Raw genomic sequence first — 23,752 nt, 5'->3', positions numbered from 1 at the left:
ACTCTAGAAAGAAGGCGTGTCATCATGGCGGAGGAATTTGAGGTCGGGAAACTGATTTTGAATTTGCTCTTGGTTTTCCTGCTCGTTTTGTTGAACGGCGTGTTTGTAGCTGCCGAATTTTCACTGGTGAAAATGCGTCAATCCCGGTTGACCCAGCTCGTTAGCGAAGGGAACCGGCTGGCTGGCATTGCCCTGAAAGTAAATCAGAAGCTGGATGCGTATTTATCCGCAACTCAGCTTGGGATCACCTTAACTTCCCTGGGTCTTGGCTGGATTGGGGAGCCTGCCATTTCAGAATTGCTGGTGGCTCCCATTATGCATAGCATTGGCTTTACGGATGAACGATTGATTAGCACGATATCGGTTGCGGTGGGATTCTGTATTATCACTTTCCTGCATATTGTGTTAGGGGAGCTTGCACCGAAGTCTTTGGCTATTCAGCGGACGGAGGGGACGGCTCTGATTCTGTCGGCGCCGCTGCTCTGGTTTTATCGCATTTTTCTGCCGGTGATCTGGGTTCTGAATGCTTCCGCTAATCGTATTCTGAAGATGGTCGGCATCGAGCCGGCAAGTGAGGCCGAAGCAGCCCACTCCGAGGAAGAGATTCGGATTCTGATGAACGAGAGCGCAAAGAGCGGTGTCATTGACGAGAACGAGATGAAATTAATGGACAACCTGTTCGATTTTTCTGACTTGAGAGCCAGAGAAATTATGCTGCCAAGGACGGACATGGACGTTCTTTTCACCAATTATACCTTGGAAGAGAATCTTCAGATCGTCAATGAGACGAAGCATTCCCGTTACCCGGTTGCAACGGACAACAAAGACCGCATTATCGGGTTTGTCCACATTACCGATCTCTTGCTGGCGGAGCCTGATAAGCAGCGTGATCTGGCTTCCTTGATGAGACCAATTATGGATGTATCGGAATCGACGGAGATCAGCGAGGTGCTGCGGAAGATGCAGGCAAGACATGAGCAGCTTGCGCTCGTGGTGGACGAATATGGAGGGACGGCCGGTATCCTGACAGCTGAGAAGATTCTGGAAGAGATTGTTGGGGACCTGTACGATGAATTTGAAGATGAGCGGCCTGAAATTGAAGTGTATGATGAGTACTTTTCAGTGGATGGGCGGATGCTCATTGAAGAAGTGAATGATTTGACCGGCTTGATGATTGAAGAGCATAACGTGGATTCCATTGGCGGTTGGTTATTCAAGGAGCTTGAAGGGAACCCGGCTGTTGGGAAGAAAACCATCTTTGACGGGGTGGTCTTTGAGGTAGAGGAGTCTACACGATTGCGTGTAACTCGCGTCATGATTCATCAGAAGCTCGAGAGCAGCTTCACCTAGAACTAGCAAGACTCTATTTGTTAGGAAGTGGATTATGTCGATTAAGCAGCTCATATTTGTCGGTCTCGGCCTCCTGTTGCTGTACGGAATGTTTACCGTTGGAGCTCCGTTCTTGTTGGCCATCGTGATTGCTATTGCATTGGAGCCGTTAAATCGGCTCTTAATGAAAAGGCTTCGGTTGAACCGCATCGCGGCCGCAACGGTGACAAGCACGCTATTCCTTCTTTTGATGCTGCTGTTGGCTTATTTGATCGGTCTGCAGGTGTTTAACCAGCTCGTCGAATATTGGAGCCGGGCTCCGCAATATTTTGACGGGGCTAACGAATTCCTTCGGCATACGATTATTCAAGCGCAAGACATGCTGAACGGCATTTCGCCGGGGCTTGCCGACAGTCTTACCGAATTCATGTCGAATATTTCTTCCTATATACGGTCGCTTGTCAATTCGGTATCATCAACATTTTTGTCCTTTGCCAAAACGCTGCCGAACCTGTTCGTCACGTTCATTGTATTCTGTGTAGCGGTGTTCCTGTTCGCTTTCAGCCTCGATACGATGCGTGAGAAAGTGTTGTCGCTATTCGATGAGACATCACAGTCGCAGGTGAACGAAGTGCTGATCAGCCTGAAAAAATCAATTTTCGGCTTTTTACGGGCACAGCTGATTCTCAGCCTGTTTACGTACGTGATCACGCTGCTCGGCTTGCTGGTATTAGGCGTTAACTATCCGCTTGCCATCGCTCTGCTTGTCACCATTGTCGACATTCTGCCGATTCTGGGTGTAGGTTCCGTATTGATACCATGGTCTATCTACTTGCTTGCAGTAGGCGATATTTTTACAGGGGTTGGCTTGATCTTCATGTTCATTCTGATTACGGTAATCCGCCGCGTGCTGGAACCGAAGGTCATAGGGGATGCCGTCGGAATCGGCGCATTGCCTGCCCTGGTCAGCATGTATATCGGATTTAAACTGGTGGGTGTGATCGGATTTTTTATCGGCCCTTTGGTCGTTATTATCTATTCTGCTATGCGTAAAGCCGGCTTGTTCCAAATCAAAATTAAATTTTGAGGACAACTCAACGAGAACCCTTTTCCCGGAAATATTCCAGGGAAGAGGGTTTTTTGTCATTTTGGAGTTCATTTTCTGGGCGGAAGACATATGTTAAATACGAAGAGCCATTGATAACAACGGAAAGTAAACATAAGGAGGAATACCCTTGAAGGAAAATCCAGAGGTGCGCGTATACCCGGTATTTCATTCGCCATTCGATCCTTGCCCTCCCAAGCTCTACAGATCGTATGTGGTGCCTGTCAACCAGTATGTCGTGTTTCAGCCGACCGGACTGCCGCAGTTCAGCCCTGCCGAGGCGTTGAGACACGGAACGTTATGGCCATCCTTGTATAGCCCGTATACTTCGCGAAAATTCAAAGGAGAGTGATCGGCGGTGAATGAAGCCAGACCCCAGGTTGGAGATCTGAAGTATTACGAAATGCTGGAGCAGCTGCAGGCATTGGATTTTGTCCTGGTGGAGCTGAACCTGTATTTGGACACCCATCCGGATGACCTGAAGAGCATCGAGCAGTTCAACAAACTAACCCAGGAAAGGACTGTGCTTGCGAAGCAATTTCAAGAGCTGTATGGGCCGCTGCAAAATTTTGGCCGTGCTTTTTCCAGATATCCGTTTGAATGGGCCCAAGGTCCTTGGCCTTGGCAGGTTTGACGGTGTTGGCAAGCGGGCTGCTGCCCTCTTCACCACCTGCATGCAGCCCTCATGAAGAGGAAAAGCGAGAACAAGGAGGCGGAAGATCTCATGTGGGTATATGAAAAAAAGCTTCAGTATCCGGTACGCGTAAGTAAATGTGATCCAAGGATGGCGAAGTTCTTGATTGAGCAGTACGGTGGGGCTGATGGGGAGCTAGCGGCAGCACTCCGCTACTTGAATCAGCGGTATACCATTCCTGACAAGGTCATCGGATTGTTGAATGATATCGGGACAGAGGAATTTGCACACCTTGAAATGATTGCCACCATGGTGTTTAAATTGACGAAAGATGCCACGGTTTCGGAGATGGAGGCTGCCGGATTGGGCGCGCATTATGTCAATCACGATCATGCGCTGTATTATGAGAATGCCGGAGGGGTTCCGTTTACGGCAACCTATATTCAAGCAAAAGGCGATCCGATTGCGGACTTGTATGAGGACATTGCGGCAGAAGAGAAGGCACGTGCTACATATCAATGGCTCATCGACATGACGGATGATGTGGATTTGCAGGACAGTCTCAAGTTTTTGCGGGAACGAGAAATCATCCATTCCATCCGCTTCAGGGAAGCCGTAGAGATCATCAAGGAGGATCGGGCAACGAAAAAAATATTCTAGGGGAGAGGAGATCGTTTCGACATTCAAATGTATAACCAATGACAGACCCGGTCGATATCTGTCCGGGCCTGTTTGTTTATGTTGGATAGGAGTATGGGGCTATTATATCCCGTGCGACTGCTGATCCGAGTCATGATAGGGTAGCCGGACCGTAAATGTAGTTCCTTGCCCCTGCTGGCTCTCCACCTGAATCGTGCCACCGTGAGATACGATAAATTCCTTGGCAATCGCCAGACCGAGTCCCATACCGCCTTGATGCCGTGCACGTGCTTCATCCGCGCGGTAGAAGCGGTCAAAGAGATAGGGAAGATGCTGGGCGTCAATGCCTGGGCCTGTATCCCGAATATCAATCCGTAGCATGTCGGAAGCGGGCTCCTCTTGTAACGTGATGTGGACAAGCCCGTCTTGGGGTGTATACCGAACCGCGTTGATGAATAGATTCAGAAACACCTGTGTGATGCGACTTGGATCCACAGGAACGGAAGTGTGTTCCGTAGCGCTCGTTAAACGCAGGGTCAAATTCTTGGCATCGGCATCTGGCTCTATGCGCTCCTGAATCTGACCCAGCAGATCCAGCATGTCCGTAGGTTTCCGAACCAGCGGCAGCTGCTTCGCTTCGGCCAGTGATAGTTGATGAAGGTCTCCTACAAGACGGGTTAAGCGAATCAACTCATCCTGGATGGGAAGCAATAGTTCCGGCTGGATCGGTTGCACGCTCTGCTGAAGCAGATCCAGCTTGCCTCTGACGATCGTCAGCGGTGTTCGAAGCTCATGTGCGACATCAGCCACCAGATTGCGACGAACCATCTCGGACTGTTCGAGTCTGGAAGACATTCCGTTAAAAGCAACCGCGACCTTCCCGTATTCATCTTCCGAGGTAACGGGAGCCTGGATACCGTACTCGCCCTGCCCGAGGCGTTCGATGGCCGGTACGAGTTTGCGCAGCGGCGCAGTAAGCCTCCGCGATATCCAGTAGGCGGCTCCGAGGGAGAGCAGGACGAAGAGGATGGTGCCGCCTCCCAACAGAATGATGATGGATGTGGGTGTGCCAATTCGAAGTTTGGACAGGTTTGCTATATCCGTATCATAATAATACACGTCCGCAATCGGTTTGCCTTCAAAATATAACGTCCGTTTAACCCCCAAGTGTTTGATCTGTTTTTCCACCGCGTCCCCCTTAGCAAGAGAACCGTTTGTTCCCTGGATACCAGCAGGATACTTTCCTGGTGGTCGGCTACTGGTAGACGTTCGCTTAACCATTCCTGATCCTGAATGGCACGGAAGGTGTTCCCATTCTTCACATAGTAGCTGAGCAGCCTGGCCTCAAGCTGATTCAGCTCCTCTTCACGCGAGGTTTGCAGCATGACATCCATGGAGTCGCGGATCACAATGTAAGTAAGAAGGACGAAAACGGTGCTGAATCCGATAATAAACGACGACAACACGATGAATATCTTACGTCCAACACTCATGGCTGCTGTTCAAACCGGTAGCCGAAACCATACACCGTTTTTATAAAAATGGGCTCGGCAGGGTCATCTTCTACTTTTTTACGGATCCGGCTGATATGGGCGTCCGCGGTCCGTTCATCATTGTGGATATCGTCCTCCATGGCCGCTTGAAGCAGCTGCAGACGGCTGTATACCACGCCCGGTCTGGAAGCGAGGGTAAGAAGGAGCTTGAATTCGGTAGGAGTCAGCTGTATCTCCTGGCCGCGTTTCCATACCCGGCATTGGGTTTCCGAGATCGTTAATTCGCCGCGCTCAAGCAAATCCTCGGAAACCGAACCGCCTTCCATTCTGCGCAGAACAGAACGAATCCGGGCAGCCAGCTCGCGGAGTGAGAAAGGCTTGGTCATATAATCATCCGCCCCTACCTCAAGCCCGATTAGTTTATCTGTCTCCTCAATCCTTGCAGTAACCATAATGATGCCGACACGGCTTGATTTTCTGAGCTCGCGGCATACCTCAATGCCGCTTAATTCAGGCAGCATCCAATCGAGTATGACCAGGGAAGGCTTGAAATCCCTCGCTTTGGCCAAAGCCTCCGTACCTGTCGCAGCGGTAATAATCTGAAATCCTTCTTGCCTGAGGAATGACTCCATAAATTCAATGACTTTGCGTTCATCGTCTACAAGAAGCAAGGTATGTGCCATGCTGAATCCTGCCTTTCTTTTGATTCGTTAGGTTTAACCTTAAATCCCCCCCATTATATACGGTTTCCAGCCGCGAATGGAAAATTTCACGGAATCCGCAAGCCATCATCACAAGATCACAACATTCCGGTGATAGGATGGTATCCGTAACGATCATGAAACAAGAGAGGGGTATCGAGATGAATCAACAAGCTTCATCTGTCAGAAAAACACCGCTCGCCGGTTGGATTTCACTAGGGCTGGCCTGGATTTTTGTTGTTTGTATTGCTATTCAGACGCTATTTGCTGGCATGGCACTGTTTCACGATGGATCGATGTGGAGAAGCCATACTCTATTTGTTCATTTTTTTGAAATTGTGCCGCTGCTTATGCTGCTTTTGGGTTTTGTAGGCAAGCTGCCCACCAAGTATAAATGGAGCTCGTTGGTCATGTTATTATTGGTCCTCAGCCAGTATTTCACGGCCAATTTCCCTGGTGCGGGTGCATGGCATCCGGTCATTGCCATCGGATTGTTCTGGCTCGCGGTGGACACGGCGCGCTCCCTTCTGCCGTACTATCGACAGGGACAAAGAGGGGTAGATTGAATATGAAAGGCCTTGCGGTGTTGGTTATGGCTTTAATCGGAGGTTATGCGGGTGGGCTCATTCTGAATGAAGTGATTGCCGTTATGTCGCAAGTATTATATGGAGGAGACGAAAAAGGGTTGAAGGGTCTCAAGTATTTGCCGGTAGTTACCTCGGCATTATGCGCCGCCACATTAATGATTTGGCGTCCACGTCCGTGCTTTAAACGATAAACGCCAATCAGTTGGTACCTACCTCTATCCTATTACCCTTCAACTGCCAGCGATACCCAAACGAACAGGATATAGAACAGAATGGGGATCATCATTCCCATGGACAGCAGGAGCCATACGAGCGGCGTCCGGATCATCTCTTTAACCACTACGATCGGGCTGCGGACATACCGTTCTTTCTTAAGGCGGCTCACCATCCGCTTGAGAATGACAGCTTGTTCATGGGGATCATAGCGGCTCAGCTCAGCCAATAGCTCGGCTTCCAACTGCCCAATTGGCGGTGTAGTATCAGACTCCTTTATTCCAGGCATGTAAATCCCCCTCATCGTAGTACGTGTTATATGTATAACAACTATAAAGCACTCCTGGTTACGCATATTTTATAGGCGGAAGATCAAAAGTAAATGAGGAGATGGGGTTTGCAGATGTGATATGGTTCCTATATGATGAGGAAAGATTAGACTAGAATCAGATTATATGGATTGAAGGGAAGGGAAGGACCGAATTGGAAAATACTGCAACGTTGATCAAGCCGGAAGCGATGATATTTGACATGGATGGAACGCTGTTTCAGACGGAGACCCTGCTGCTGCCCGCCTATCACAAATTGTTCGACATTTTACGTGAAGAGGGGCATTATGAAGGAGAAACGCCGGATGAGGAGCTCATGCTTGGATGTCTGGGCATGCTGCTCGAAGACATTTGGAAAATTGTCATGCCGAATGGAACGTCGGCAGCCCATCGCCGTGCAGACGAGCTGCTGCTGCAGCTGGAACTTGAAGGCTTAAACAATGAAGCAGCCGTATTGTATCCAGAAGTGAAGGAGACGCTGGAGGAGCTTCATCGGCGCGGCGTCCGATTGTTTGTTGCTAGCAACGGCCTGGAGCATTACGTGAAAGGCATAGCCGAAGCGAGAGGGATCATGTCGCTCTTTGAAGGCGTCTACAGTGCCGGAGAGCATGGAACGGCTTCCAAGGTGGATTTGGTAAGACTGCTGCTGGATGAACACGATATCCGGGACGCCTGGATGGTAGGGGACCGGTCATCGGATGTGGAGGCAGGCAAAGAGAACGGACAAACCGTCATTGGCTGCCACTATGCAGGCTTTGGCGGGGAGCAGGAGCTGAAGGGATCAGACGTCGTTATTCATTCTTTTTCACACCTGCTGAAGCTTCATGATCAAGCAGAGTAGATCGATAGGAGTCATAAAGGCTGTTCCCAAGGGTATCAAGCAACCTCTTGGAAACAGCCTTTGTGCATTTCTGATTCTAAATTACGGTTTTTTATGATTTATCTTAAGCATTTTTTGCGGATTTTTTTTGACTATAGACCCACAGTGCATATTCTAAAGGCTTCACCATGGATTCACGGTATGCAGCCGTATCGCCGATTTGGGAGAAGACTTCTCTTGATGGCTTCGGATTCACCTCGAGGAGAAGAACTCTTCCGGTTTTGTCCACGGCCAGATCCAGGGCAAGCTCGCACAAACCTCCATACTGTCCGTCGAGAAATTGGGCTACATCCACGCCGAGGGAATCGGCTTCCTCGCGGATGCTGGCGCGCTTTACCGGATCTGTGATCCATTTACTTAATAATTCTTCCATCATGGTCGCGCGTCCGCCGCCATGCAGGTTGGAGGTAACGCTCTTCGGCGCCCCGACGCGTCCCACACAACCGGTCACTTGCCATACGCCTGATCCGTTTTTCTGTACGAGCATCCGGTAATCATGCACTCTTCCATCCGGCAGCTCCAGCTGTATCCCCTCTTGAACCAAATATCGATCTTTATTACCCCAGCCCGACAGATATTGTGCCAAATGGCCTGAAGGCATTCGTTTTGGTCGAATGATGTTCCGGTTGGAATTGCGTCCCCGGATTTCATACGTACCCGCAACACCAGGGACCTTCGTAATCCGCAGAATTCCGCGTCCGCCCGTTCCATTGATCGGTTTAAAATAGACGGTAGGATGTACATTAAGCATCCGGTGGATGTCACCTGTGCTTGTTACGATCCGGGTATCCGGCAGATGGGGCCGGAAGCGTTTCTTGGTGGACAGTACTTGATGAATCGTCCATTTGTTGCGTAAAGGTCTGTTCAGAAACAATAAATGCCGATAGTGGGAACGAAATCGCAGCAGCTGTTGAAAGCGGGGGCTCTTTTGAATGCGGCAGCGATCAAAGATCATATTGGGAAACGAGCGCCATCGCCGGCTCCATTTCTGATGATCTGGATCGTATTCCATGGCGTTGATCAGGCCTTGGGTACTGTTGACGTCGGCAGGAGTGAAGACGTAAACGTCGAGCCCCATCGCTTTTCCTTCCCTGATCATATGCTCGTAGATATGCCGCTCCTCCAGCGTTTTTCGTTCATCCAAGTATAACGTCATAATACCTAAGACGGGTTTTGACACAGAAGTTCACCTTCTTGAATAGAGTCAGCACTAGATGTTGAACAACTTTGGAATGGGTGCAGGGGCAGGACTCCGCTCATAACGAGCGTAGGTTTGCTCGTCGGACCTTGCTCAAGAGCAATGGCCTTAAGCCCTGCATGAAAGCACATTTGCAAACTTGCGGAATGATCGGCGGCCACTTTGCATCGCAGCCGTCCAAATTTGGATAATTGTGAGCGGATCAGGGAAGAACCGATATGCCGGTTGCGGTATAGAGGGTGTACAGCAATCATACAGGCACCTTCTCCATAATCCGCCGCAAAGCATATCCCCACAGGTATGCGGCCGATATCGCTTCGAACCGTAGCCGCCATGATTGAGGTGCCGGGCTGCAGCAGCCCTTCATAGGATAGCGAGGCCAGACACTGGTAACCTTCGCGGGTTAGACGTTTGTTGCCGTACCGTCGGAAGAAATCGCTGCACTGCTGTCTGGCATGCGGCCATTCTTCCGGGCTTGAGAGAGAGAGACATGAGATTTCCACATGATCCCCTCCTTTCGTATCTTCCTTAACGGTTGCTCTAGAGGATGCAAGGACTACCTTTGATTGATCAGGTATTCGGAATATTGAAAAATCCGCTCCAGTGATTTTTTCCGGATCGCGGGTTCGTCAAATTTCATGGGTCTTGAATTGGCTTCGAAGAACCAAAGGACGCCCTCGTTATCAATCCCGAGGTCCATGGACATTTCGCCATGGATTTGACCAGAGCTCTTCTCAATCTGCCGTGCCATATGCACGGCTGCTTTTTTAACTTCGCTAAGGATGGCGTCGGACCGTTCCTGACCGAATACAATCGGAAGCAGCTTCTCTGGATCCTCAATCGTTCCTCCGCGAGGAACATGCGTGGTTATGCTCTTGGCGCCTGCCATTCGAGCTCCAATTCCTGTAACTGCCCAGAAACCGTATTCGTTCTTCTGCACAAGTATACGGAGGTCGAAGGCGCGACCGTGGACCTGGGCCAGCTCGATTCCCTGCTGGATCAGGTATGAGCTTCCTTTAGTCTCTTGATAAACCCGGTTCCAAAGCCGCTCCAAGGAGGCTGCTTTGTATGTGGTGCTGTTTTTGTTGTTCTGTATCTGTATGCGGTAGGGGAGCGGTTTGTTTTTCTGATATCGTACCCTCATGATCCCTTGCCCGGCTTTGCCGTCCTCGGGTTTAAGATACAGGTAAGGCTTCCGCTTCATCATTTCATATAAAGTGGGATAACCTTTCAAACGCTTTGTCAAAGGAGCCCATTTTTTAGTTAACCGGGATTTGTTCAGCCAAGCAAACAGCCGCCATTTATTGAAAAAGTGTGGATTATAGATATCGATATGGGGATGATCTTGGCATTCCTTGATTTTGCGGCGAACCCAGGGAAGAGCTTCATCCTCTCGGTAGGGGATCCGGTTATATATAACCTGGGGCAGAGGGCATGGCCTCTGCTCCCAGGAATGGTCGTTGTTCAGGATGTAGCCCTTGACAGTACCCGTATCAAGCTTCAGATCACGTACAGTCACTACGTAGACCATAAAGCCCATATCTTTTCCCGTCTTGATGATTTCTTGAAAGTTTTGCCGGTTGCCCCTGAACATCGTATGCGTATCGTGCATGGTCAGGATGGCTACAACCGGTCTTCCATCACTCTCCACTCGGTTGATCACGAATCATTCCCCCTGTGGAAGCCGCTGAGATACATACTGTGTTCAAAAATATGCTCGACCGATGCTTTTCCTTCCCCTTTAAGGGAAGGGTGGTTGAATATCGATCGGCCCGGCTTCGAATTCGCTTCAAACATCCATATTCTCTCGTTGTCATCTATTCCGATATCGAACCCGATTTCTCCTAACAGATGCGGATGATGATTCTCGATGGCTTCCGACATCTCGATGGCAGCGTCCTTGGCACGCTCCAGCACATCTTTCGCTTTGGAGCCGAAGGCCCGGCTGAGCGCATGCTCCGGCGTCATCAAGGATCCCCCGTTCTTGATATGCGTCGTGACGCTGCCCCTTCCGGCCTTTTTCGCACCGATACCAACCACGGACCAGCGGTTTTTGCTGTTCTTATGCATGTGGAATCTGAAGTCGATGGGGCAGCTGTCGATTTCAATGAGACGGATTCCTTGCTGGATAACATAGTTTCGCAGCTTGGAGCCGTGTTTGGCTTGAAGCATCCGCATCAGACTATTAAAGTTTGGAAACTTGAGGAGGGTGTTGCCCCCGTTTCCATGATAACGCGCGAAGTATCCTTTTTTGGGAAGATAGGTTAACCGGTAAATTCCAAGGCCTAAACTTCCGGCTGAGGGCTTATAATACACAAAGTTGTGACGCTCCATCATATCCTTAATCCGCTCGGGACTAGGATTATTATACGTTTCCGGCAAATATTTGCCTGCCTGCACATCGCCGTCCAGTTGGGAGTACACATCGGATTTATTGAAGAAGGCCCAGTTGAAAAATTTGATGTTGCGCTTCAGAAACCGATCTCTCAGTTGATTGGTAAAAGGGGAGAAGTCGGTTTTCCGGCTAGGAAGGCGATTATAGACGACATCAGGGAGCGGAACGGTTTTGCGGACAAAACCGCCGCCGGAACCGAGCATATAGGCATGAATGGTTCCGCGCTGCCAGTTGATATCCCGGGGGGCAAAGGCATATACGAACATTTTTTTGTTGCCCTCACGAAGAAGCTGCCGAATATACGAGGTTCGGGCTCCAAAAGGGCTGGATGGATTATGTGGTCCGTCGGACAGAACCCCAACCACAGGCCCCAGCACGATTTCGCCCTCACCGGGGGAATGGATATAGACAGGGCCCTGTCTGGGGACGTTGATGCCATTTCGGACACCGTTGCTTAAATAGATGTGTTTCCCCGATCGCTCAATCGGTTTCACAGCAGCGGACACCGTATTGGTACCGATGCGAAGCTTAATCGATTTCCTGCTTGATAGCCCCAGGCTCTTTAGAAGCGAACCGGATAAAAAGACGACTTTTTCGGGCTGCTGCGAGAAATGAATATTTCCGAAATTCAAACTCATGTATTTACCCTCCTAAGTTGTCGAAGCAATAAATAACGGGCGTATTGAATCGGATGTTCGACGGACAGCCGGGCTGCGTGACCATCTCCCGTTAGTGTAAATGCGCGGCGGCCCGGTTTGGAGTTGACCTCCAGAATCCAGATCCGTCCCTTTGTATCCACGCCAAAATCGATTCCCAGCTCGCCGAGTCGGCCGAATCCTTCTTCGAGCGAAGATGGAAGCTGAGCGGACAGATTCCGGATGTTCTGAATGATCTTCATGGCCTGTTCTTCTCCGAAATCAGTCGTTAGATAGGGAAGGGCTGGAAATGCCGTACCTCCCCCGTGTAGGTTCGAGGTCAGCCCTTGGCTTACGCCTTGCCGAGCGGCGATTCCTGTGATGGACCATATGCCGCGGTCATTCTTTTGAACCAATGACCGAATATCAAACGGGTCTCCGTTACGGTTGCAAAGCTCCAGGTAGGGTTGAATGATAAATCGGCGTCGGCCGGTAAAACGCCTCACCCATTCGTTCATCTCTTGTGCGGGAATGGTCTGCTGGAACATGCGATTGCTCCGATCCCTTCCTTGCAGTCTGACACGCTGGTGATCTGTCAGAGCGAGGTACAAAGTATGACGGCCTTGGGAGCCTCCGCTAGGTTTCATGAAAAGTCTGCTGCCAAAAGCCAGCAAAGCCCTGTTCAGTGTCTCGGCACCCGTATAGTTTAAAGTTGCCGGCAGATAAGGTCGTAAGGCGGAGGAGCGCTTTAATACTTCATGAACTTTCTGCTTGCCGGGCAGACCTCGTGACCACAGCTTTACGCCCTGCTGCAGCAGTTGGTCCAGACATTGGCCGGCAGCAGCCGTTTCCTCACCGTTTCGGTGCAGGCATCGGTCATAGATGACGTCAGGAGGAGGAAAGGTGCCGATGGTCCAGCCATCTCCCGGATTGAATTGATATCCTTGTATCCTGTCTATGGTGCTTGCAGCACCAAAAGCAGGAGAGGCATCATCCGGACAAAAAACAAATACTTGCATGCCGAGTTCCTTGGCCTTCGAGCTTAGTTCACGGAGAAATTCCTTCTCATTAAAGGGAGGGAAGCCCGGTTTGCGGCATACCATGACACCCAGGGTGCCTATCTTGTTTGAGGCCATAGGGTTCTCCTTTTTTTAGAAACCCGTCAAGTATATACAGTACTGAACGAGTCGTACGGCTGACGGCCTTACTTTGGAGTCGGCATTCAGCGGTGCGTTTTCGCCTTTGGACGGCTTGGAGTTGACCTCCAGGAGCCAAATGCGTCCTGTCGTATCAATTGCCAAGTCAATGCCCAACTCTCCGAAATGATAGGGGATGGCAGCTTCCAGACCATGAGCAATATCGAGCGCCGCTTGATTCATTCGAGCGGGGGCCGTTTGCTTGGAGTTTAACGGGATACTGCTCATGGCAAGCGCATCCTTGACGGAAGACAGTGTACCACCTCTGGCGAGATTGGAAACAAAGTGGTTTCCGCCGGCAATGCGGGCCACGACCGAGGTCACTGCCCATTTGCCGTTTTTGTTTTTATGAACAAGCGCGCGAAAATCAACGTTTCGCCTATTGATGCGGATTAAATCCAATCCTTGCTGAATTTGATAACGCGTTTTTTTTATTTTTCCGGATAAGCTGCTGAACAGCTTTGGAAGCGAGGAGTAGGTATTCTTCTTGCTTCCTTCAAGAGAGGTGGTCATCGTTTGATAATGGCCGTTCTCTTGGCGGGATATCCGGATGATACCTTTTCCCAGACTACCCCGGACCGGTTTCAGGAAGACCGTCCGATAAGTAGCACACATTTTTTTGAGCGTCGGATAACCGCTAAGCAAGTAGGATTCCGGCAAGTATTTCTGCAGTTTCGCATCAGGTCCGAGTGCCTCGAAGACATCGGATTTATCGAGAAATTTCTCGTTAAAGATATGGGTGCCGAATTGTGATTTTACTTCTCTCATAAAATGCTGTACGCTAGGACTATTCTCCAGTTTGCGGGTAGACAGCCGGTTATTAATGACGTCCGGAGCTGGAACGCTGAGCTTTTTCCATCCTGCGTCATAAGCAATGGCTTCAAGTGTTGCCGGGTTCGAACCGATCATGTCAGGTGTGAAAAAATATACATATGCGCCTTGTTTCTTGGCTGCGTTGACCATTTCCAAGCAGAAAGCTGAGATCGATCCGAAAGGTTTATCAGGTTCATCCGGTTGATAGCGACTAACCATGATCCCGATAAGCGGACCGAGCTTCAGTGTTCTTTCCGTTGGATAATATTTGACATTCATGACGGTACGAGGAAGAAGTCCCGAATGGCTGAATACGGATGGGCTTAGGGCCAGCGAGTTCGATTTTCCTCCTGAGGTAACGCTGACTTCCTGCCTGAAGGAGCCAAAGGCAAGCTGTACCTTTGAATCTGTCGGGATACGGAGCTGTCTTATGAGACGGTCACCAAGCTTGATATCGTTATCCGAAAGCTGGGCTGAGCGGATTAATTGAGCCGATATCTTGGATTTGGTGTTGGATTTAATCTTGGATTTGCGCATGATGGATCTCCTTCCGACAACAACTGGATACTTAAGTGAACAGACAAAGACTTCATCTGATCATTGCATGTAATGCATCATATGAGGACATATATCCCTTGGTGATTGTACTGCTCGGGAAAAAGGAGTGCTTAAAATGCAGAACTGGCTGTTTATTTTGGTGAACGTGTGCGTTGCTGCTTTTGTTGGCGGCATAACGAACCATTTTGCGATAAAAATGCTGTTTCATCCTCGTGAAGAAAAAATCATCCTGGGTCGCCGCATACCCTTTACACCAGGGCTCATCCCCAAGCGTAAAGACGAAATAGCCGAGTCGCTCGGACACGTGGTCTCGGATTACCTGGTAACAAGCGAGGGCTTGCAGGAGCTTATTCGTAAGCCGGTGTTTCGGGGTAAGATAGAGGACAGCCTCTATCGGAAGCTGGAGGAATGGAGCCAGTCGGAGCTGAGCTTCCGAGACTTGGCGCTAAAGGTATGGAGTTCGGAACAGTGGGAGCAATTGAAGGTCCGTGCTGAACAATCAGCCCGCCAGCTTACGGCCCGGGGTGCCGCAGCAGTATGGCATGGCTACGGGCTGGAGGCAAAGCCGCTGAAGGAGCTTGTTCCCGGCTGGTCGGAGGAAACGATCCAGGGCTGGAGCGGGGCTGCCGCCGATATTGTGCTGAAGGAGCTGAAGAACACGCTGCTGTCCGCCAAGGGACAGCTTATGCTATCGGAGGTGGCTTCATCGCTCATCGATAAGGCAGGCGGATTTCTCGGGACCATGGCTTCGATCTTTGTGGATGAGGATAAGCTGGTCCAGAAGCTGACGCCCATGCTGATTCAGCAGCTGGAGGGAGAGAAAGTCCGCAAGACCATCACGGATATCATCTCAGGAAAGCTGTCGTATTACGGTGATATGCCGCTTGGGAATCTCATCGAACATGTCGCGGATGAGCCGGGCTTAGCTTGGATCACCCGAACTTTGGATGATAAGCTTCCTTGGTCCAAGTGGATTGAGCGGATCGAGCTTCTTCGTGTTAGCGAAGTGATCGGACCGCGAATGCCGGCTATTGGGGCAGCCTTGCCTGGACTGCTCGATAAGGGACTGGGTTTCCTTGAGCGAAGCATCCCGGCTGCCATGAAGGCTGTTAACTTGCCGCAGCTCGTTCAGGAGCAGGTGGAGAAGTTTCCAATTGAGCGGCTGGAAGAGATCATTCTAAGTGTATCCGGCCGTGAATTCAGGGCTATCACCTGGCTTGGAGTTCTGCTGGGCGGAGTGATCGGATTGTTCCAATCCATGCTGATTGTGCTGTGGAGATGAGATGTTTGATGGAGTAAGGCGAAAGGCGAATTGAAAAAAATGGCATTTTGGCCGAATATATTGGAGGAATTAAAAATGAACATTTATGACAAGGCACATGATTTGGCAAAAGCGATGAGGGAAAGCAAGGAGGTAGAGGAGATCACCTCTGCTATGAAACTCGTGGATGCAGATCCGGAGAGCAGACGCATGCTGGATGATTTCCGTCAGCGCCAGATGGAGCTTCAACAGCGTATGATGTCCGGCGATATGCCGGCTCAGGACGAAATGGAGAAGATGGAGAAGCAGTTTGAGGTGCTTAGCTTGAACCTGAACATTCGTCGTTTGTTTGACGCGGAGCGGCGTTTGAGTGTCATCATCGAAGACGTGAACAAGATTATATCGGATAGCCTCCAGCATCTGTACGGACCAGCTCAACCATAAAGCAATCTATTTGTAACCATGATGCGGGCCGTTAATTTCGGATCGAATTTGAACAATTTTTAAAAACTTGTCTCATAAATTGCGCAAGCTCCTCATAGAGTAGAAATATAGATTTCAGAGAGTAGAGGAGCTGCGTTTACAATGAAAAAAAAGAAGAACAAGTTTAAACACACCGCTTATTTATTGGTTGCACTCGGCATGTTGATATACGCCCTTCCCAGCATTTCCTTTTCTGGCGGGTTCTCGTGGGTTTCGCTGTTCGGTGCAGTCTGGGCAGGATTTGCCCTGCTCGTGATCGGTTCGCATCTCTATTACCTCATCGGTGTAGATGAAGCGAAACAGAAAGCGCTCGATGAGATCCGCAAGGAGAAATTGCGTCAATGGGAATTGAAATGGCCTGAGGAACAGAAGAGCCAGGAAGCTAATTAAGAGTTGGATCATAGCGAGCGTTGTGATGAACAAAAACCTCCCTTAAGGTATACGGTTGGATCGCCCATCCGTTATCCTTTATGGGAGGTTTTTTTGTTTCTGACGGGTATGGGAGTGTCATAGGACGTGATATAATAGATACAGTATGGTACAGATAGTGTTCTGGGGGTGTAACAGTTGGACGTTCGAGATGATACGATTACTAAACACGAGCAGTTGGTTCAGCATATTGAAAGTTTGAAGGTTGGAAGCAAAATATCGGTACGACGGTTAGCTAAAGAGATGGGCGTCAGCGAGGGCACCGCTTATCGGGCGGTGAAGGAAGCGGAAAGCCTGGGCATTGTGGTCACGAAGGAGCGGATCGGCACGGTTCGTGTGGAACGGAAGCCGCGGAACATATCCGAGCAGCTTATGTTTGCCGATGTTGTTGAAATAGTGGAAGGGCATGTGCTTGGCGGTGCGGAGGGGCTTAATAAAAGCCTGCATAAATACGTGATTGGCGCTATGAAGGTAGAGGCGATGATCCGATATATCGATGCCGGAAGCCTCATGATTGTCGGTAACCGTGAAGATGCCCATTTCCTGGCACTTGAGCAGGGAGCGGGCGTATTGATTACGGGCGGTTTCGGAACCAGCCGGGAAGTGAAGCAGCTGGCAGACCAGCTGCATCTGCCCATTATATCGTCCCGTCATGACACGTTTACCGTCGCCTCCATGATTAACCGCGCCATTTTTGACCGTTTAATCAAGAAGAAAATTATGCTGGTGGAGGATATCGCTCATGATAAGCCGAAGAATCATCAGTTGAAAAACTCCGTCACCGTTGAGGAATTCAAACGGATTTCACAAGCGACCGGGGAAATCCGTTATCCGGTAACCGACGAATGGAACCGGGTCATCGGCATTGTTGGTGTCCGGGATGTGGAAGGGCTCGCCGACACCCAGCCGATCGAGAAAGCGATGACCCGTAACCCGGTGACGGCAAGCATGAAAACTTCGCTTGCATCAGCGGCGCAGATTATGATGTGGGAAGGGATCGATTTTCTGCCGATTGTGGATCGGAACCGCAAGCTGCTTGCAACGGTCACTCGTAAAGAAGTGTTAGGGGCACTGCGGGATGCGCGAAATCAGCCTCAGCTCGGCGAAACGTTTGATCAGCTGATCTGGAATGGGATTGCAGAGGATCGGGATGAGGAAGGGCGTTTGTTCTTTCACGGTTTTATCACGCCCCAAATGGCTTCAGAACTTGGAACGATTTCACAAGGAGTGCTTACGACCGTAATGAGCCAAGCGGCGGTTAAAGCGGCCAAGGATATCAGCGGCTGGGATCATGTGCTGGACCATCTGTCAACGTATTTCATCCGGCCCGTACAGATCGAGGACCCGATCGTCATTATGCCGAAACTGCTGGAGATCAGCCGCCGTACCTGCAAGATGGAGATTGAGATTCAGCATCAGACGAACCTGATTGCCAAAGCGGTCATGACGATGCAGGCGATCGATCATGGCTGACGTAAATTCCGGACAAAATAAAGGGGCATCCTGCAGGTCTTATAATAGACCTTCTGGGATGCCCTTGTTCCGTTTAATTTAATTTAACTGGCCGTCCGCGAATCCTTCAGTCTGCTGTAATAGGTGCGGCTTCTTATGCCGGAAAATATATTAAATGCGCCAAGCACCAAGAATATGGCTTCTACAATGACAGCCGGCGTGGAGCCGCTGAACAGAAACATGCAGACTAGCGAAAGGGAAACCAGCATAATGCCCATATAGAGGTTCATCATGGACATATAGATTCCGCGGTCTGCGGGATCCGCTACTCGTCGTGCGCGAATGCTGTACAGCGCGGCAGCGATCACGGACAGAACGAGGATAATGTATAGGATATAGTGGATGACTGTGATCATGGAATGGAAGGCTCCTTTATATTCAGTAACATGCTTACGATATAGCTAAAAGTGCGTGTTCAATAAGTCAGGCTGACTTACTGAACAACTTCTAGAAGCGTGTAGATTCGATCATGTACAATACCGGTATTGTATCATGATACCGTTGACTTTGCATCCACATGATCAAAGCTAACCCAGATTTGAAGTACACCTTCCATCACAAGCATGGTCTTGATTTGGACCTTGTAATCCTTTTCGCGAACCGTATATATTTTGTCGCTAAGGAGTGAGCGCGTCAGCTTGCTGTCCGCGTCGATATCAAACACATTACGGCCCCGAAGGGCTGCCAGATCATCGCCCATAAGCTTGATGAGTTCTTTGATGATCACGGGATCCAGCGGCGCCCTGTCGTTTTGCTCGCTCCGGATCTTGATTTCTTTGATGACCGTCGATTGTTTATTGTATTTTTTTAACGACTCGATGTCTTCTTCATATTGTGCAATTTTGATCTGCTGGCCTTGATTCGTTTCCCATAGTTTATTGTAGGCTGCATGATAGACCGAGTTGTAGACGATGCTGCCGACAACCATCCCCAGCACGAAGATGGATGCGACCTGATAGAAGGGGCGGAAGCGGTGGGTTGGAGGTACGCGCATCGATTAACTCCGGCTGGAGCACACCCATTTGACCAGCTCGCTGCCCATATGTGCTCCAAGAAATGCAAAGCCGAGATATAGAATTTGTTTGATCACAGGTGATAAATTACCGCCAAGCATATTGCTCTCAATGACCCTCATCGGATCGATGGTGCCTCCGATGGCAGCCGCAAGCGCCCAGATCTTAATTCGGTCTGCGACCTCCATCATGGTGTGGGTGGGGGGCTGCAGGGACAGCACGGCGCCCACACCTCCCACCATGGCTCCCCCCAGCACGATGCCGAAGGCTATAAAAAAGTCCAGGATGGCTTTTGATAAAAAAACGCTCATGCCCTCATGTCTCCTCTCTTCTCTTGGTGGATGTTAAGGCAACCGCCTGTCCACGTACTCCCTAGTTTCATTCTATGGGCGGGCCTAGCGGGATTATGATAAAATGGTATAAAGACTTTTAAAGATATCTTTGGATTGATTTTAAATATACATGTACCGGCGAAAGGAAGGCGTTACGATGAGCTCTTTCGTGCATTTGCACGTGCATAGTGAATACAGTTTGCTCGATGGAGCGGCACGTATCGGTGACCTGGTGCGGGAAGCGGCGGCGCTTGGAATGAAATCGCTGGCGCTTACGGATCATGGCGTGATGTATGGTGCCATTCCGTTCTATAAAGCTTGCATGGCGCAAGGCATCAAACCGATTATCGGCTGCGAGGCCTATATCACGGCAGGCTCCCGCAAGGAGCGGGGAAGCCGCAAGGATCAGCCGATCTATCATTTGATTCTGCTTGCCAAGAATGAGACCGGCTATCGCAATTTGATGAAGCTGTGCTCGATCGGGCATCTGGAGGGGTACCATTACAGACCCCGAATCGATATGGAGGCGCTCGCCGCCCATCATGAAGGCATCATATGTCTCAGCGCTTGCTTGGGCGGCGAGGTTCCCCAGCATCTGCTTCATGGACGTGAGGCGGAAGCGAAAGCCGCTGCGCTTCGTTACCAGGCGATTTTTGGAGAAGACTACTACTTGGAGCTGCAGGATCACGGAATTCCGGAGCAGAAGCGCGTGAATCCCCAGCTGATTCAACTGAGCCGCGAGACGGGTATTCCGCTGGTCGCTACCAATGATGTGCATTATCTGGCTGAGAGCGATGCCGAAGTTCAGGACGTCCTAATTTGCATCGGCACGGGCAAAACGGTGGAAGATGAAGACAGGCTGCAAATCCAGACGAACCAGCTCTATTTGAAGAGCGGCAGCGAAATGGAGCGTCTGTACCCCCATGTGCCTGAAGCTATATTGAATACGGCTAAGATTGCGGACCAATGTAACCTGGAGCTGGAGTTCGGCAAGTCCATTTTGCCGGAATACAGCTCTCTTCCTGAAGGGAAAAATGCAGCAGAATACTTGCGGGATCTCTGCTTGAACGGGCTGAAAGGACGTTATGAGAATACGGAGCGGTGGCAGGATGAAGCGCTGCGCAGCGAGCTGGAGCAGCGACTGAACTATGAGCTCGGTGTCATTGAGAGCATGGGCTTCAGCGATTATTTCCTGATCGTATGGGATTTTATCGCCTATGCCCACAGGCAAGGCATCGCGGTTGGACCGGGCAGGGGTTCATCGGCGGGCAGCTTGGTAGCTTACACGCTTCACATTACAAATGTTGATCCGATGAAATATAAATTGTTGTTTGAACGCTTCCTGAACCCGGAACGGATTACGATGCCGGATATTGATATCGACTTCAGTGACGAGCGCCGGGAAGAGGTCATTGATTATGTGGTGGATAAATACGGGAAAGAACATGTCGCTCAGATCATCACGTTCGGTACGATGGCGGCAAGGGCGGCCGTCCGTGATGTCGGACGTGCGCTGAATGTGCCGTTCGGGGATGTGGACAAGGCGGCCAAGCTGATCCCTAACCACCTGGGCATCAGCATCGCAGGAGCGATGGAGCAAAGCCCACAGCTGAAGGAGCAGTACGAGACGAAGCCGAAGGTGCGCGAGCTGATCGATATGGCGATGAAGGTCGAGGGCATGCCCCGTCATGCTTCGACGCATGCGGCGGGCATTGTCATTTCCCGCGATCTGCTGACGGATGCTGTGCCGCTGCAGGAAGGCAGCGAGAAGACGGCGCTGACACAGTATTCCATGGAGAATCTGGAGAGCGTGGGGCTGCTCAAGATGGACTTTTTGGGTCTGCGGACGTTGTCCATCATTGAGCGTACGCTGCGATGGATTCAAGAATTGACCGGCAGAACACTCGATTTCGAACAAGTGCAAGATGACGATCATCTGACGTATGAGATGCTGGGGCGCGGCGATACCACGGGCGTATTTCAGCTCGAATCCGCGGGCATTCGGCGGGTGCTGAAGGATCTGAAACCTTCGGTATTTGAGGATATCGTATCCGTCAATGCCTTGTACCGCCCGGGTCCCATGGAGTTTATTCCGAAGTTCATTCAAGCCAAGCACGGCCGGATTGAGCCGGAGTATCCCCATTCGGACCTGATCCCGATATTAGGCGATACGTACGGCATTATCGTCTATCAGGAGCAGATCATGCAGATCGCTTCGACGATGGCCGGCTTCTCGCTCGGGGAAGCCGATTTGCTGCGAAGAGCGGTTTCGAAGAAGAAGCGCGAAGTGCTGGACCGGGAGCGGAGCCATTTCGTGTCGGGCAGTCTCAAGCTCGGCTATAGCGAGGATGAGGCCAACCGTGTGTACGATATGATCGTCCGGTTCGCGAATTACGGATTTCCCCGTGCGCATGCTGCCGCTTATGGCGTGCTGGCCTTCCAGACGGCTTATCTTAAGGCGCACTATCCGGTTCCGTTCATGGCTTCCATGCTGACTGCGGTTATGGGCAGCCACCGGAAGGTAGCCGAATACGTGCTGGAGGCACGGCGGCTCGACATCGAGGTCATGCCGCCGGATGTCAACGAAAGCGGAACGTATTTCACGCCGGTCATGAGCGGTCCTGCTGCCGAGGGCGGCGATGATGAAGGCCGTCCTGCCGGAGGCGGAATCCGATTCGGGCTTGCCGCGATTAAGAATGTTGGCACGCAAGCGGTGGAGAATATCGTCGAGATCAGGCGTGAAAAGCCGTTTGAAAGCCTGCTTGATTTTTGCCGCCGGGTGGACCTCCGCGTATGCAACAAGCGCGTGATCGAGTCGCTTATCCAGGCGGGGGCTTTCGATTCCTTGCAGGGTCACCGCTCCCAACTGGTTGCTATGCTGGACGAAACGGTCGAAGCGGCCGTGAAGTGGAGAAAGGAGCGGGATGATCTCCAGATTCAGCTCTTCGACTTCGTGGAAACGACGAATTGGGACATTGAATATCCGGACATCCCGCCGTATACCGCAAGTCAGCAGCTCGAATTCGAACGTGAGCTGCTAGGCATGTATTTGTCCGGTCATCCACTAGACGGATTCGAAGATACGCTGACGGAATCCGGAGCTGATCGGTTAATGGATCTGCATGAAGCGGAAGATGAATCGATGGCTACGGTTGCCGGGATGGTGGTTACACTAAAGACCATTACGACGAAACAGGGGAAGGCGATGGCCTTCATGGAGTGCGAGGACCAAATCGAGCGCTGCGAGGTCGTTCTCTTTCCCGAAGTGTGGAAGCGAAGCGCGCATCTGATTGATAAAGGCGCACTGCTCGCGATCCGGGCAAAGGTCCAACTGCAGGACGAAGGCTTCAAGCTGCTGGCCGAAGAAATCGCTCCGCTTGAGGCGCAAACCTTGAGCCAACTGGTTCACCGGAGCAAGGTTCGGGGAACAGCAGGCGGAAGAGGAAGATCCGGCGGAGAGAATAACGGTCGGGGCGTAAAATCGGGCGCAGTCGGCATGCCGCCGGTTTCGGCCGGTAATCCCTCGGCCGTCCCGCCTCCGGAGCCGCTTGTCGCCCGGAGTGGCGATGATTCGACCTCAATTCGAAATGAAGCATCGGGCAGCAGCTTATCGTCCGAGAAGGAATCTCGTACCGGCGTATCGAATCATAAGGCTGAGCAGCGCGTGTTTGTGAAAATAACGGCCGATGCGGAGCAATCGGAGCTGCTGGTGAAGCTGAAAGAGCTCCTGCAGCAGCATCCGGGGCATGTGCCAACGGTGCTGTTTTATGAGCGAAGCCAGAAGGTGCTTGCGCTTAGCGATGCCTATCGGATTAAGCCTTCGACAGAGCTTTTTGCCGAAATGGAGAGCATGCTGGGTAAGGACACCGTTAAAGTGAAGTGACATGAAAATTTAAGAACGTTTCCCATCCCTCCCGCATACAATTAGGACACTACAGGTAATGTTGGCCGAGTATTCGCATGAAGAAGGCTCTTCATGATAGAACCGGATTGAAAGAGCGCGGCCAAAGACGCGGG

26 protein-coding genes are annotated in these 23,752 nt (G+C 50.8%); 13 read left to right on the top strand and 13 right to left on the bottom strand.

All coding sequences use genetic code 11. The features are described 5' to 3' along the window. The first annotated feature begins 24 nt into the window (after positions 1 to 24). From MHH48_RS27310 to MHH48_RS27290, 5 genes are all read left to right on the top strand, one after another. Entirely contained in the window at positions 25 to 1,350 is a 1,326-nt protein-coding gene (locus MHH48_RS27310) for a hemolysin family protein (protein WP_076324359.1), read from the top strand. A 34-nt stretch (positions 1,351 to 1,384) separates the two neighbouring features. Further along, a complete protein-coding gene (gene ytvI / locus MHH48_RS27305) occupies positions 1,385 to 2,416 on the top strand; it encodes a sporulation integral membrane protein YtvI (protein WP_076324358.1) in 1,032 nt (343 codons plus the stop codon). A 148-nt stretch (positions 2,417 to 2,564) separates the two neighbouring features. Beyond that, the gene (locus MHH48_RS27300) at positions 2,565 to 2,786 is read left to right on the top strand and encodes a spore coat associated protein CotJA (protein ID WP_076324357.1); all 222 of its coding nucleotides are present in this window, start codon (positions 2,565 to 2,567) and stop codon (positions 2,784 to 2,786) included. A 6-nt stretch (positions 2,787 to 2,792) separates the two neighbouring features. Continuing rightward, positions 2,793 to 3,068 carry a spore coat protein CotJB gene (locus tag MHH48_RS27295; protein ID WP_076324356.1) on the top strand — a complete coding sequence of 92 codons (276 nt, stop codon included), beginning with the start codon at positions 2,793 to 2,795 and terminating at the stop codon, positions 3,066 to 3,068. 90 nt (positions 3,069 to 3,158) lie between these two features. Next, positions 3,159 to 3,728, top strand: coding sequence for a manganese catalase family protein (locus MHH48_RS27290; RefSeq protein WP_076324355.1), 570 nt, complete (start codon positions 3,159 to 3,161; stop codon positions 3,726 to 3,728). Positions 3,729 to 3,830: 102 nt separating this feature from the next. Here the strand turns inward: MHH48_RS27290 and MHH48_RS27285 are convergent, their stop codons facing one another. Genes MHH48_RS27285 through MHH48_RS27275 form a run of 3 tightly spaced genes read right to left on the bottom strand, consistent with a single transcriptional unit; the run spans position 3,831 to position 5,883 of the window. Beyond that, positions 3,831 to 4,895, bottom strand: a complete 1,065-nt coding sequence (locus MHH48_RS27285; RefSeq protein WP_256720695.1) for an ATP-binding protein — start codon at positions 4,893 to 4,895, stop codon at positions 3,831 to 3,833. Then, a complete protein-coding gene (locus MHH48_RS27280; RefSeq protein WP_256720694.1) occupies positions 4,802 to 5,200 on the bottom strand; it encodes a hypothetical protein in 399 nt (132 codons plus the stop codon). The genes MHH48_RS27285 and MHH48_RS27280 overlap by 94 nt, the downstream gene beginning before the upstream one ends. Next, positions 5,197 to 5,883: a response regulator transcription factor gene (locus MHH48_RS27275; protein ID WP_076324354.1), complete on the bottom strand. Its 687-nt coding sequence runs from the start codon at positions 5,881 to 5,883 to the stop codon at positions 5,197 to 5,199. Before MHH48_RS27275 ends, MHH48_RS27280 begins: the two co-directional genes overlap by 4 nt. A 179-nt stretch (positions 5,884 to 6,062) precedes the next feature. On the opposite strand from MHH48_RS27275, the gene MHH48_RS27270 reads away from it, so the two are divergent. Both MHH48_RS27270 and MHH48_RS27265 read left to right on the top strand, forming a co-directional pair. Then, a complete protein-coding gene (locus tag MHH48_RS27270) occupies positions 6,063 to 6,467 on the top strand; it encodes a DUF6220 domain-containing protein (protein ID WP_076324353.1) in 405 nt (134 codons plus the stop codon). 2 nt (positions 6,468 to 6,469) lie between these two features. Further along, positions 6,470 to 6,679, top strand: coding sequence for a DUF5957 family protein (locus MHH48_RS27265; protein ID WP_076324352.1), 210 nt, complete (start codon positions 6,470 to 6,472; stop codon positions 6,677 to 6,679). Positions 6,680 to 6,711: 32 nt separating this feature from the next. On the opposite strand, the gene MHH48_RS27260 is transcribed toward MHH48_RS27265, so the two are convergent. Next, complete coding sequence (locus MHH48_RS27260; RefSeq protein ID WP_076324351.1) at positions 6,712 to 6,990, bottom strand: hypothetical protein; 279 nt, start codon at positions 6,988 to 6,990, stop codon at positions 6,712 to 6,714. Positions 6,991 to 7,184: 194 nt separating this feature from the next. Between MHH48_RS27260 and MHH48_RS27255 the strand changes: the two genes are divergently transcribed. Further along, the gene (locus tag MHH48_RS27255; RefSeq protein ID WP_076324350.1) at positions 7,185 to 7,871 is read left to right on the top strand and encodes an HAD family hydrolase; all 687 of its coding nucleotides are present in this window, start codon (positions 7,185 to 7,187) and stop codon (positions 7,869 to 7,871) included. 103 nt (positions 7,872 to 7,974) lie between these two features. Here the strand turns inward: MHH48_RS27255 and MHH48_RS27250 are convergent, their stop codons facing one another. From MHH48_RS27250 to MHH48_RS27225, 6 genes are read right to left on the bottom strand one after another with little or no spacing between them, the layout of a single operon-like run. After that, a complete protein-coding gene (locus tag MHH48_RS27250; protein ID WP_076324349.1) occupies positions 7,975 to 9,090 on the bottom strand; it encodes a YheC/YheD family protein in 1,116 nt (371 codons plus the stop codon). Next, entirely contained in the window at positions 9,072 to 9,611 is a 540-nt protein-coding gene (locus MHH48_RS27245; protein ID WP_076324348.1) for a GNAT family N-acetyltransferase, read from the bottom strand. The genes MHH48_RS27250 and MHH48_RS27245 overlap by 19 nt, the downstream gene beginning before the upstream one ends. A gap of 53 nt (positions 9,612 to 9,664) precedes the next feature. Next, complete coding sequence (locus tag MHH48_RS27240) at positions 9,665 to 10,771, bottom strand: YheC/YheD family protein (RefSeq protein ID WP_083659757.1); 1,107 nt, start codon at positions 10,769 to 10,771, stop codon at positions 9,665 to 9,667. After that, positions 10,768 to 12,141, bottom strand: a complete 1,374-nt coding sequence (locus MHH48_RS27235) for a YheC/YheD family protein (protein WP_076324347.1) — start codon at positions 12,139 to 12,141, stop codon at positions 10,768 to 10,770. The genes MHH48_RS27240 and MHH48_RS27235 overlap by 4 nt, the downstream gene beginning before the upstream one ends. After that, complete coding sequence (locus tag MHH48_RS27230) at positions 12,138 to 13,274, bottom strand: YheC/YheD family protein (protein WP_076324346.1); 1,137 nt, start codon at positions 13,272 to 13,274, stop codon at positions 12,138 to 12,140. The genes MHH48_RS27235 and MHH48_RS27230 overlap by 4 nt, the downstream gene beginning before the upstream one ends. A 15-nt stretch (positions 13,275 to 13,289) precedes the next feature. Next, entirely contained in the window at positions 13,290 to 14,684 is a 1,395-nt protein-coding gene (locus MHH48_RS27225; protein WP_076324345.1) for a YheC/YheD family protein, read from the bottom strand. 136 nt (positions 14,685 to 14,820) lie between these two features. Between MHH48_RS27225 and MHH48_RS27220 the strand changes: the two genes are divergently transcribed. From MHH48_RS27220 to MHH48_RS27205, 4 genes are all read left to right on the top strand, one after another. After that, on the top strand, positions 14,821 to 15,987 hold the full coding sequence (locus MHH48_RS27220) for a DUF445 family protein (RefSeq protein ID WP_076324344.1): 1,167 nt from the start codon (positions 14,821 to 14,823) through the stop codon (positions 15,985 to 15,987). A 75-nt stretch (positions 15,988 to 16,062) separates the two neighbouring features. Then, positions 16,063 to 16,410, top strand: a complete 348-nt coding sequence (locus tag MHH48_RS27215; RefSeq protein ID WP_076324343.1) for a YlbF family regulator — start codon at positions 16,063 to 16,065, stop codon at positions 16,408 to 16,410. Positions 16,411 to 16,551: 141 nt separating this feature from the next. Next, a complete protein-coding gene (locus tag MHH48_RS27210; RefSeq protein WP_076324342.1) occupies positions 16,552 to 16,839 on the top strand; it encodes a hypothetical protein in 288 nt (95 codons plus the stop codon). A gap of 177 nt (positions 16,840 to 17,016) precedes the next feature. Next, the gene (locus tag MHH48_RS27205; RefSeq protein ID WP_076324341.1) at positions 17,017 to 18,351 is read left to right on the top strand and encodes a DRTGG domain-containing protein; all 1,335 of its coding nucleotides are present in this window, start codon (positions 17,017 to 17,019) and stop codon (positions 18,349 to 18,351) included. 83 nt (positions 18,352 to 18,434) lie between these two features. On the opposite strand, the gene MHH48_RS27200 is transcribed toward MHH48_RS27205, so the two are convergent. The 3 genes from MHH48_RS27200 to MHH48_RS27190 form a co-directional block, all read right to left on the bottom strand. Then, positions 18,435 to 18,746 carry a YtpI family protein gene (locus tag MHH48_RS27200; RefSeq protein ID WP_076324340.1) on the bottom strand — a complete coding sequence of 104 codons (312 nt, stop codon included), beginning with the start codon at positions 18,744 to 18,746 and terminating at the stop codon, positions 18,435 to 18,437. A gap of 134 nt (positions 18,747 to 18,880) precedes the next feature. Further along, positions 18,881 to 19,384 (bottom strand): hypothetical protein, encoded by a 504-nt coding sequence (locus tag MHH48_RS27195; RefSeq protein ID WP_076324339.1) that lies wholly within the window; start codon positions 19,382 to 19,384, stop codon positions 18,881 to 18,883. A 3-nt stretch (positions 19,385 to 19,387) separates the two neighbouring features. Beyond that, positions 19,388 to 19,714 carry a YtrH family sporulation protein gene (locus MHH48_RS27190; protein ID WP_076324338.1) on the bottom strand — a complete coding sequence of 109 codons (327 nt, stop codon included), beginning with the start codon at positions 19,712 to 19,714 and terminating at the stop codon, positions 19,388 to 19,390. 178 nt (positions 19,715 to 19,892) lie between these two features. On the opposite strand from MHH48_RS27190, the gene MHH48_RS27185 reads away from it, so the two are divergent. Beyond that, positions 19,893 to 23,618 carry a DNA polymerase III subunit alpha gene (locus MHH48_RS27185; protein WP_076324337.1) on the top strand — a complete coding sequence of 1,242 codons (3,726 nt, stop codon included), beginning with the start codon at positions 19,893 to 19,895 and terminating at the stop codon, positions 23,616 to 23,618. Positions 23,619 to 23,752 lie beyond the last annotated feature (134 nt).

This window comes from Paenibacillus sp. FSL F4-0100 (assembly GCF_037993005.1).
In the GTDB taxonomy this organism is placed as follows: domain Bacteria; phylum Bacillota; class Bacilli; order Paenibacillales; family Paenibacillaceae; genus Paenibacillus_AQ.
Note: the sequence above shows the minus strand (reverse complement) of the source record. Positions and strands in the feature narration are given on the sequence as shown.

What these genes read in the sequence shown, in the direction of transcription:
- MHH48_RS27310 (WP_076324359.1), top strand. Translation starts at nt 25, where the DNA reads ATGGCGGAGGAATTTGAGGTCGGGAAACTGATTTTGAATTTGCTCTTG.
- ytvI (WP_076324358.1), top strand. Translation starts at nt 1,385, where the DNA reads ATGTCGATTAAGCAGCTCATATTTGTCGGTCTCGGCCTCCTGTTGCTG.
- MHH48_RS27290 (WP_076324355.1), top strand. Translation starts at nt 3,159, where the DNA reads ATGTGGGTATATGAAAAAAAGCTTCAGTATCCGGTACGCGTAAGTAAA.
- MHH48_RS27280 (WP_256720694.1), bottom strand. Translation starts at nt 5,200, where the DNA reads ATGAGTGTTGGACGTAAGATATTCATCGTGTTGTCGTCGTTTATTATC.
- MHH48_RS27275 (WP_076324354.1), bottom strand. Translation starts at nt 5,883, where the DNA reads ATGGCACATACCTTGCTTCTTGTAGACGATGAACGCAAAGTCATTGAA.
- MHH48_RS27270 (WP_076324353.1), top strand. Translation starts at nt 6,063, where the DNA reads ATGAATCAACAAGCTTCATCTGTCAGAAAAACACCGCTCGCCGGTTGG.
- MHH48_RS27265 (WP_076324352.1), top strand. Translation starts at nt 6,470, where the DNA reads ATGAAAGGCCTTGCGGTGTTGGTTATGGCTTTAATCGGAGGTTATGCG.
- MHH48_RS27260 (WP_076324351.1), bottom strand. Translation starts at nt 6,990, where the DNA reads ATGCCTGGAATAAAGGAGTCTGATACTACACCGCCAATTGGGCAGTTG.
- MHH48_RS27235 (WP_076324347.1), bottom strand. Translation starts at nt 12,141, where the DNA reads ATGAGTTTGAATTTCGGAAATATTCATTTCTCGCAGCAGCCCGAAAAA.
- MHH48_RS27230 (WP_076324346.1), bottom strand. Translation starts at nt 13,274, where the DNA reads ATGGCCTCAAACAAGATAGGCACCCTGGGTGTCATGGTATGCCGCAAA.
- MHH48_RS27225 (WP_076324345.1), bottom strand. Translation starts at nt 14,684, where the DNA reads ATGCGCAAATCCAAGATTAAATCCAACACCAAATCCAAGATATCGGCT.
- MHH48_RS27220 (WP_076324344.1), top strand. Translation starts at nt 14,821, where the DNA reads ATGCAGAACTGGCTGTTTATTTTGGTGAACGTGTGCGTTGCTGCTTTT.
- MHH48_RS27215 (WP_076324343.1), top strand. Translation starts at nt 16,063, where the DNA reads ATGAACATTTATGACAAGGCACATGATTTGGCAAAAGCGATGAGGGAA.
- MHH48_RS27210 (WP_076324342.1), top strand. Translation starts at nt 16,552, where the DNA reads ATGAAAAAAAAGAAGAACAAGTTTAAACACACCGCTTATTTATTGGTT.
- MHH48_RS27200 (WP_076324340.1), bottom strand. Translation starts at nt 18,746, where the DNA reads ATGATCACAGTCATCCACTATATCCTATACATTATCCTCGTTCTGTCC.
- MHH48_RS27195 (WP_076324339.1), bottom strand. Translation starts at nt 19,384, where the DNA reads ATGCGCGTACCTCCAACCCACCGCTTCCGCCCCTTCTATCAGGTCGCA.
- MHH48_RS27190 (WP_076324338.1), bottom strand. Translation starts at nt 19,714, where the DNA reads ATGAGCGTTTTTTTATCAAAAGCCATCCTGGACTTTTTTATAGCCTTC.
- MHH48_RS27185 (WP_076324337.1), top strand. Translation starts at nt 19,893, where the DNA reads ATGAGCTCTTTCGTGCATTTGCACGTGCATAGTGAATACAGTTTGCTC.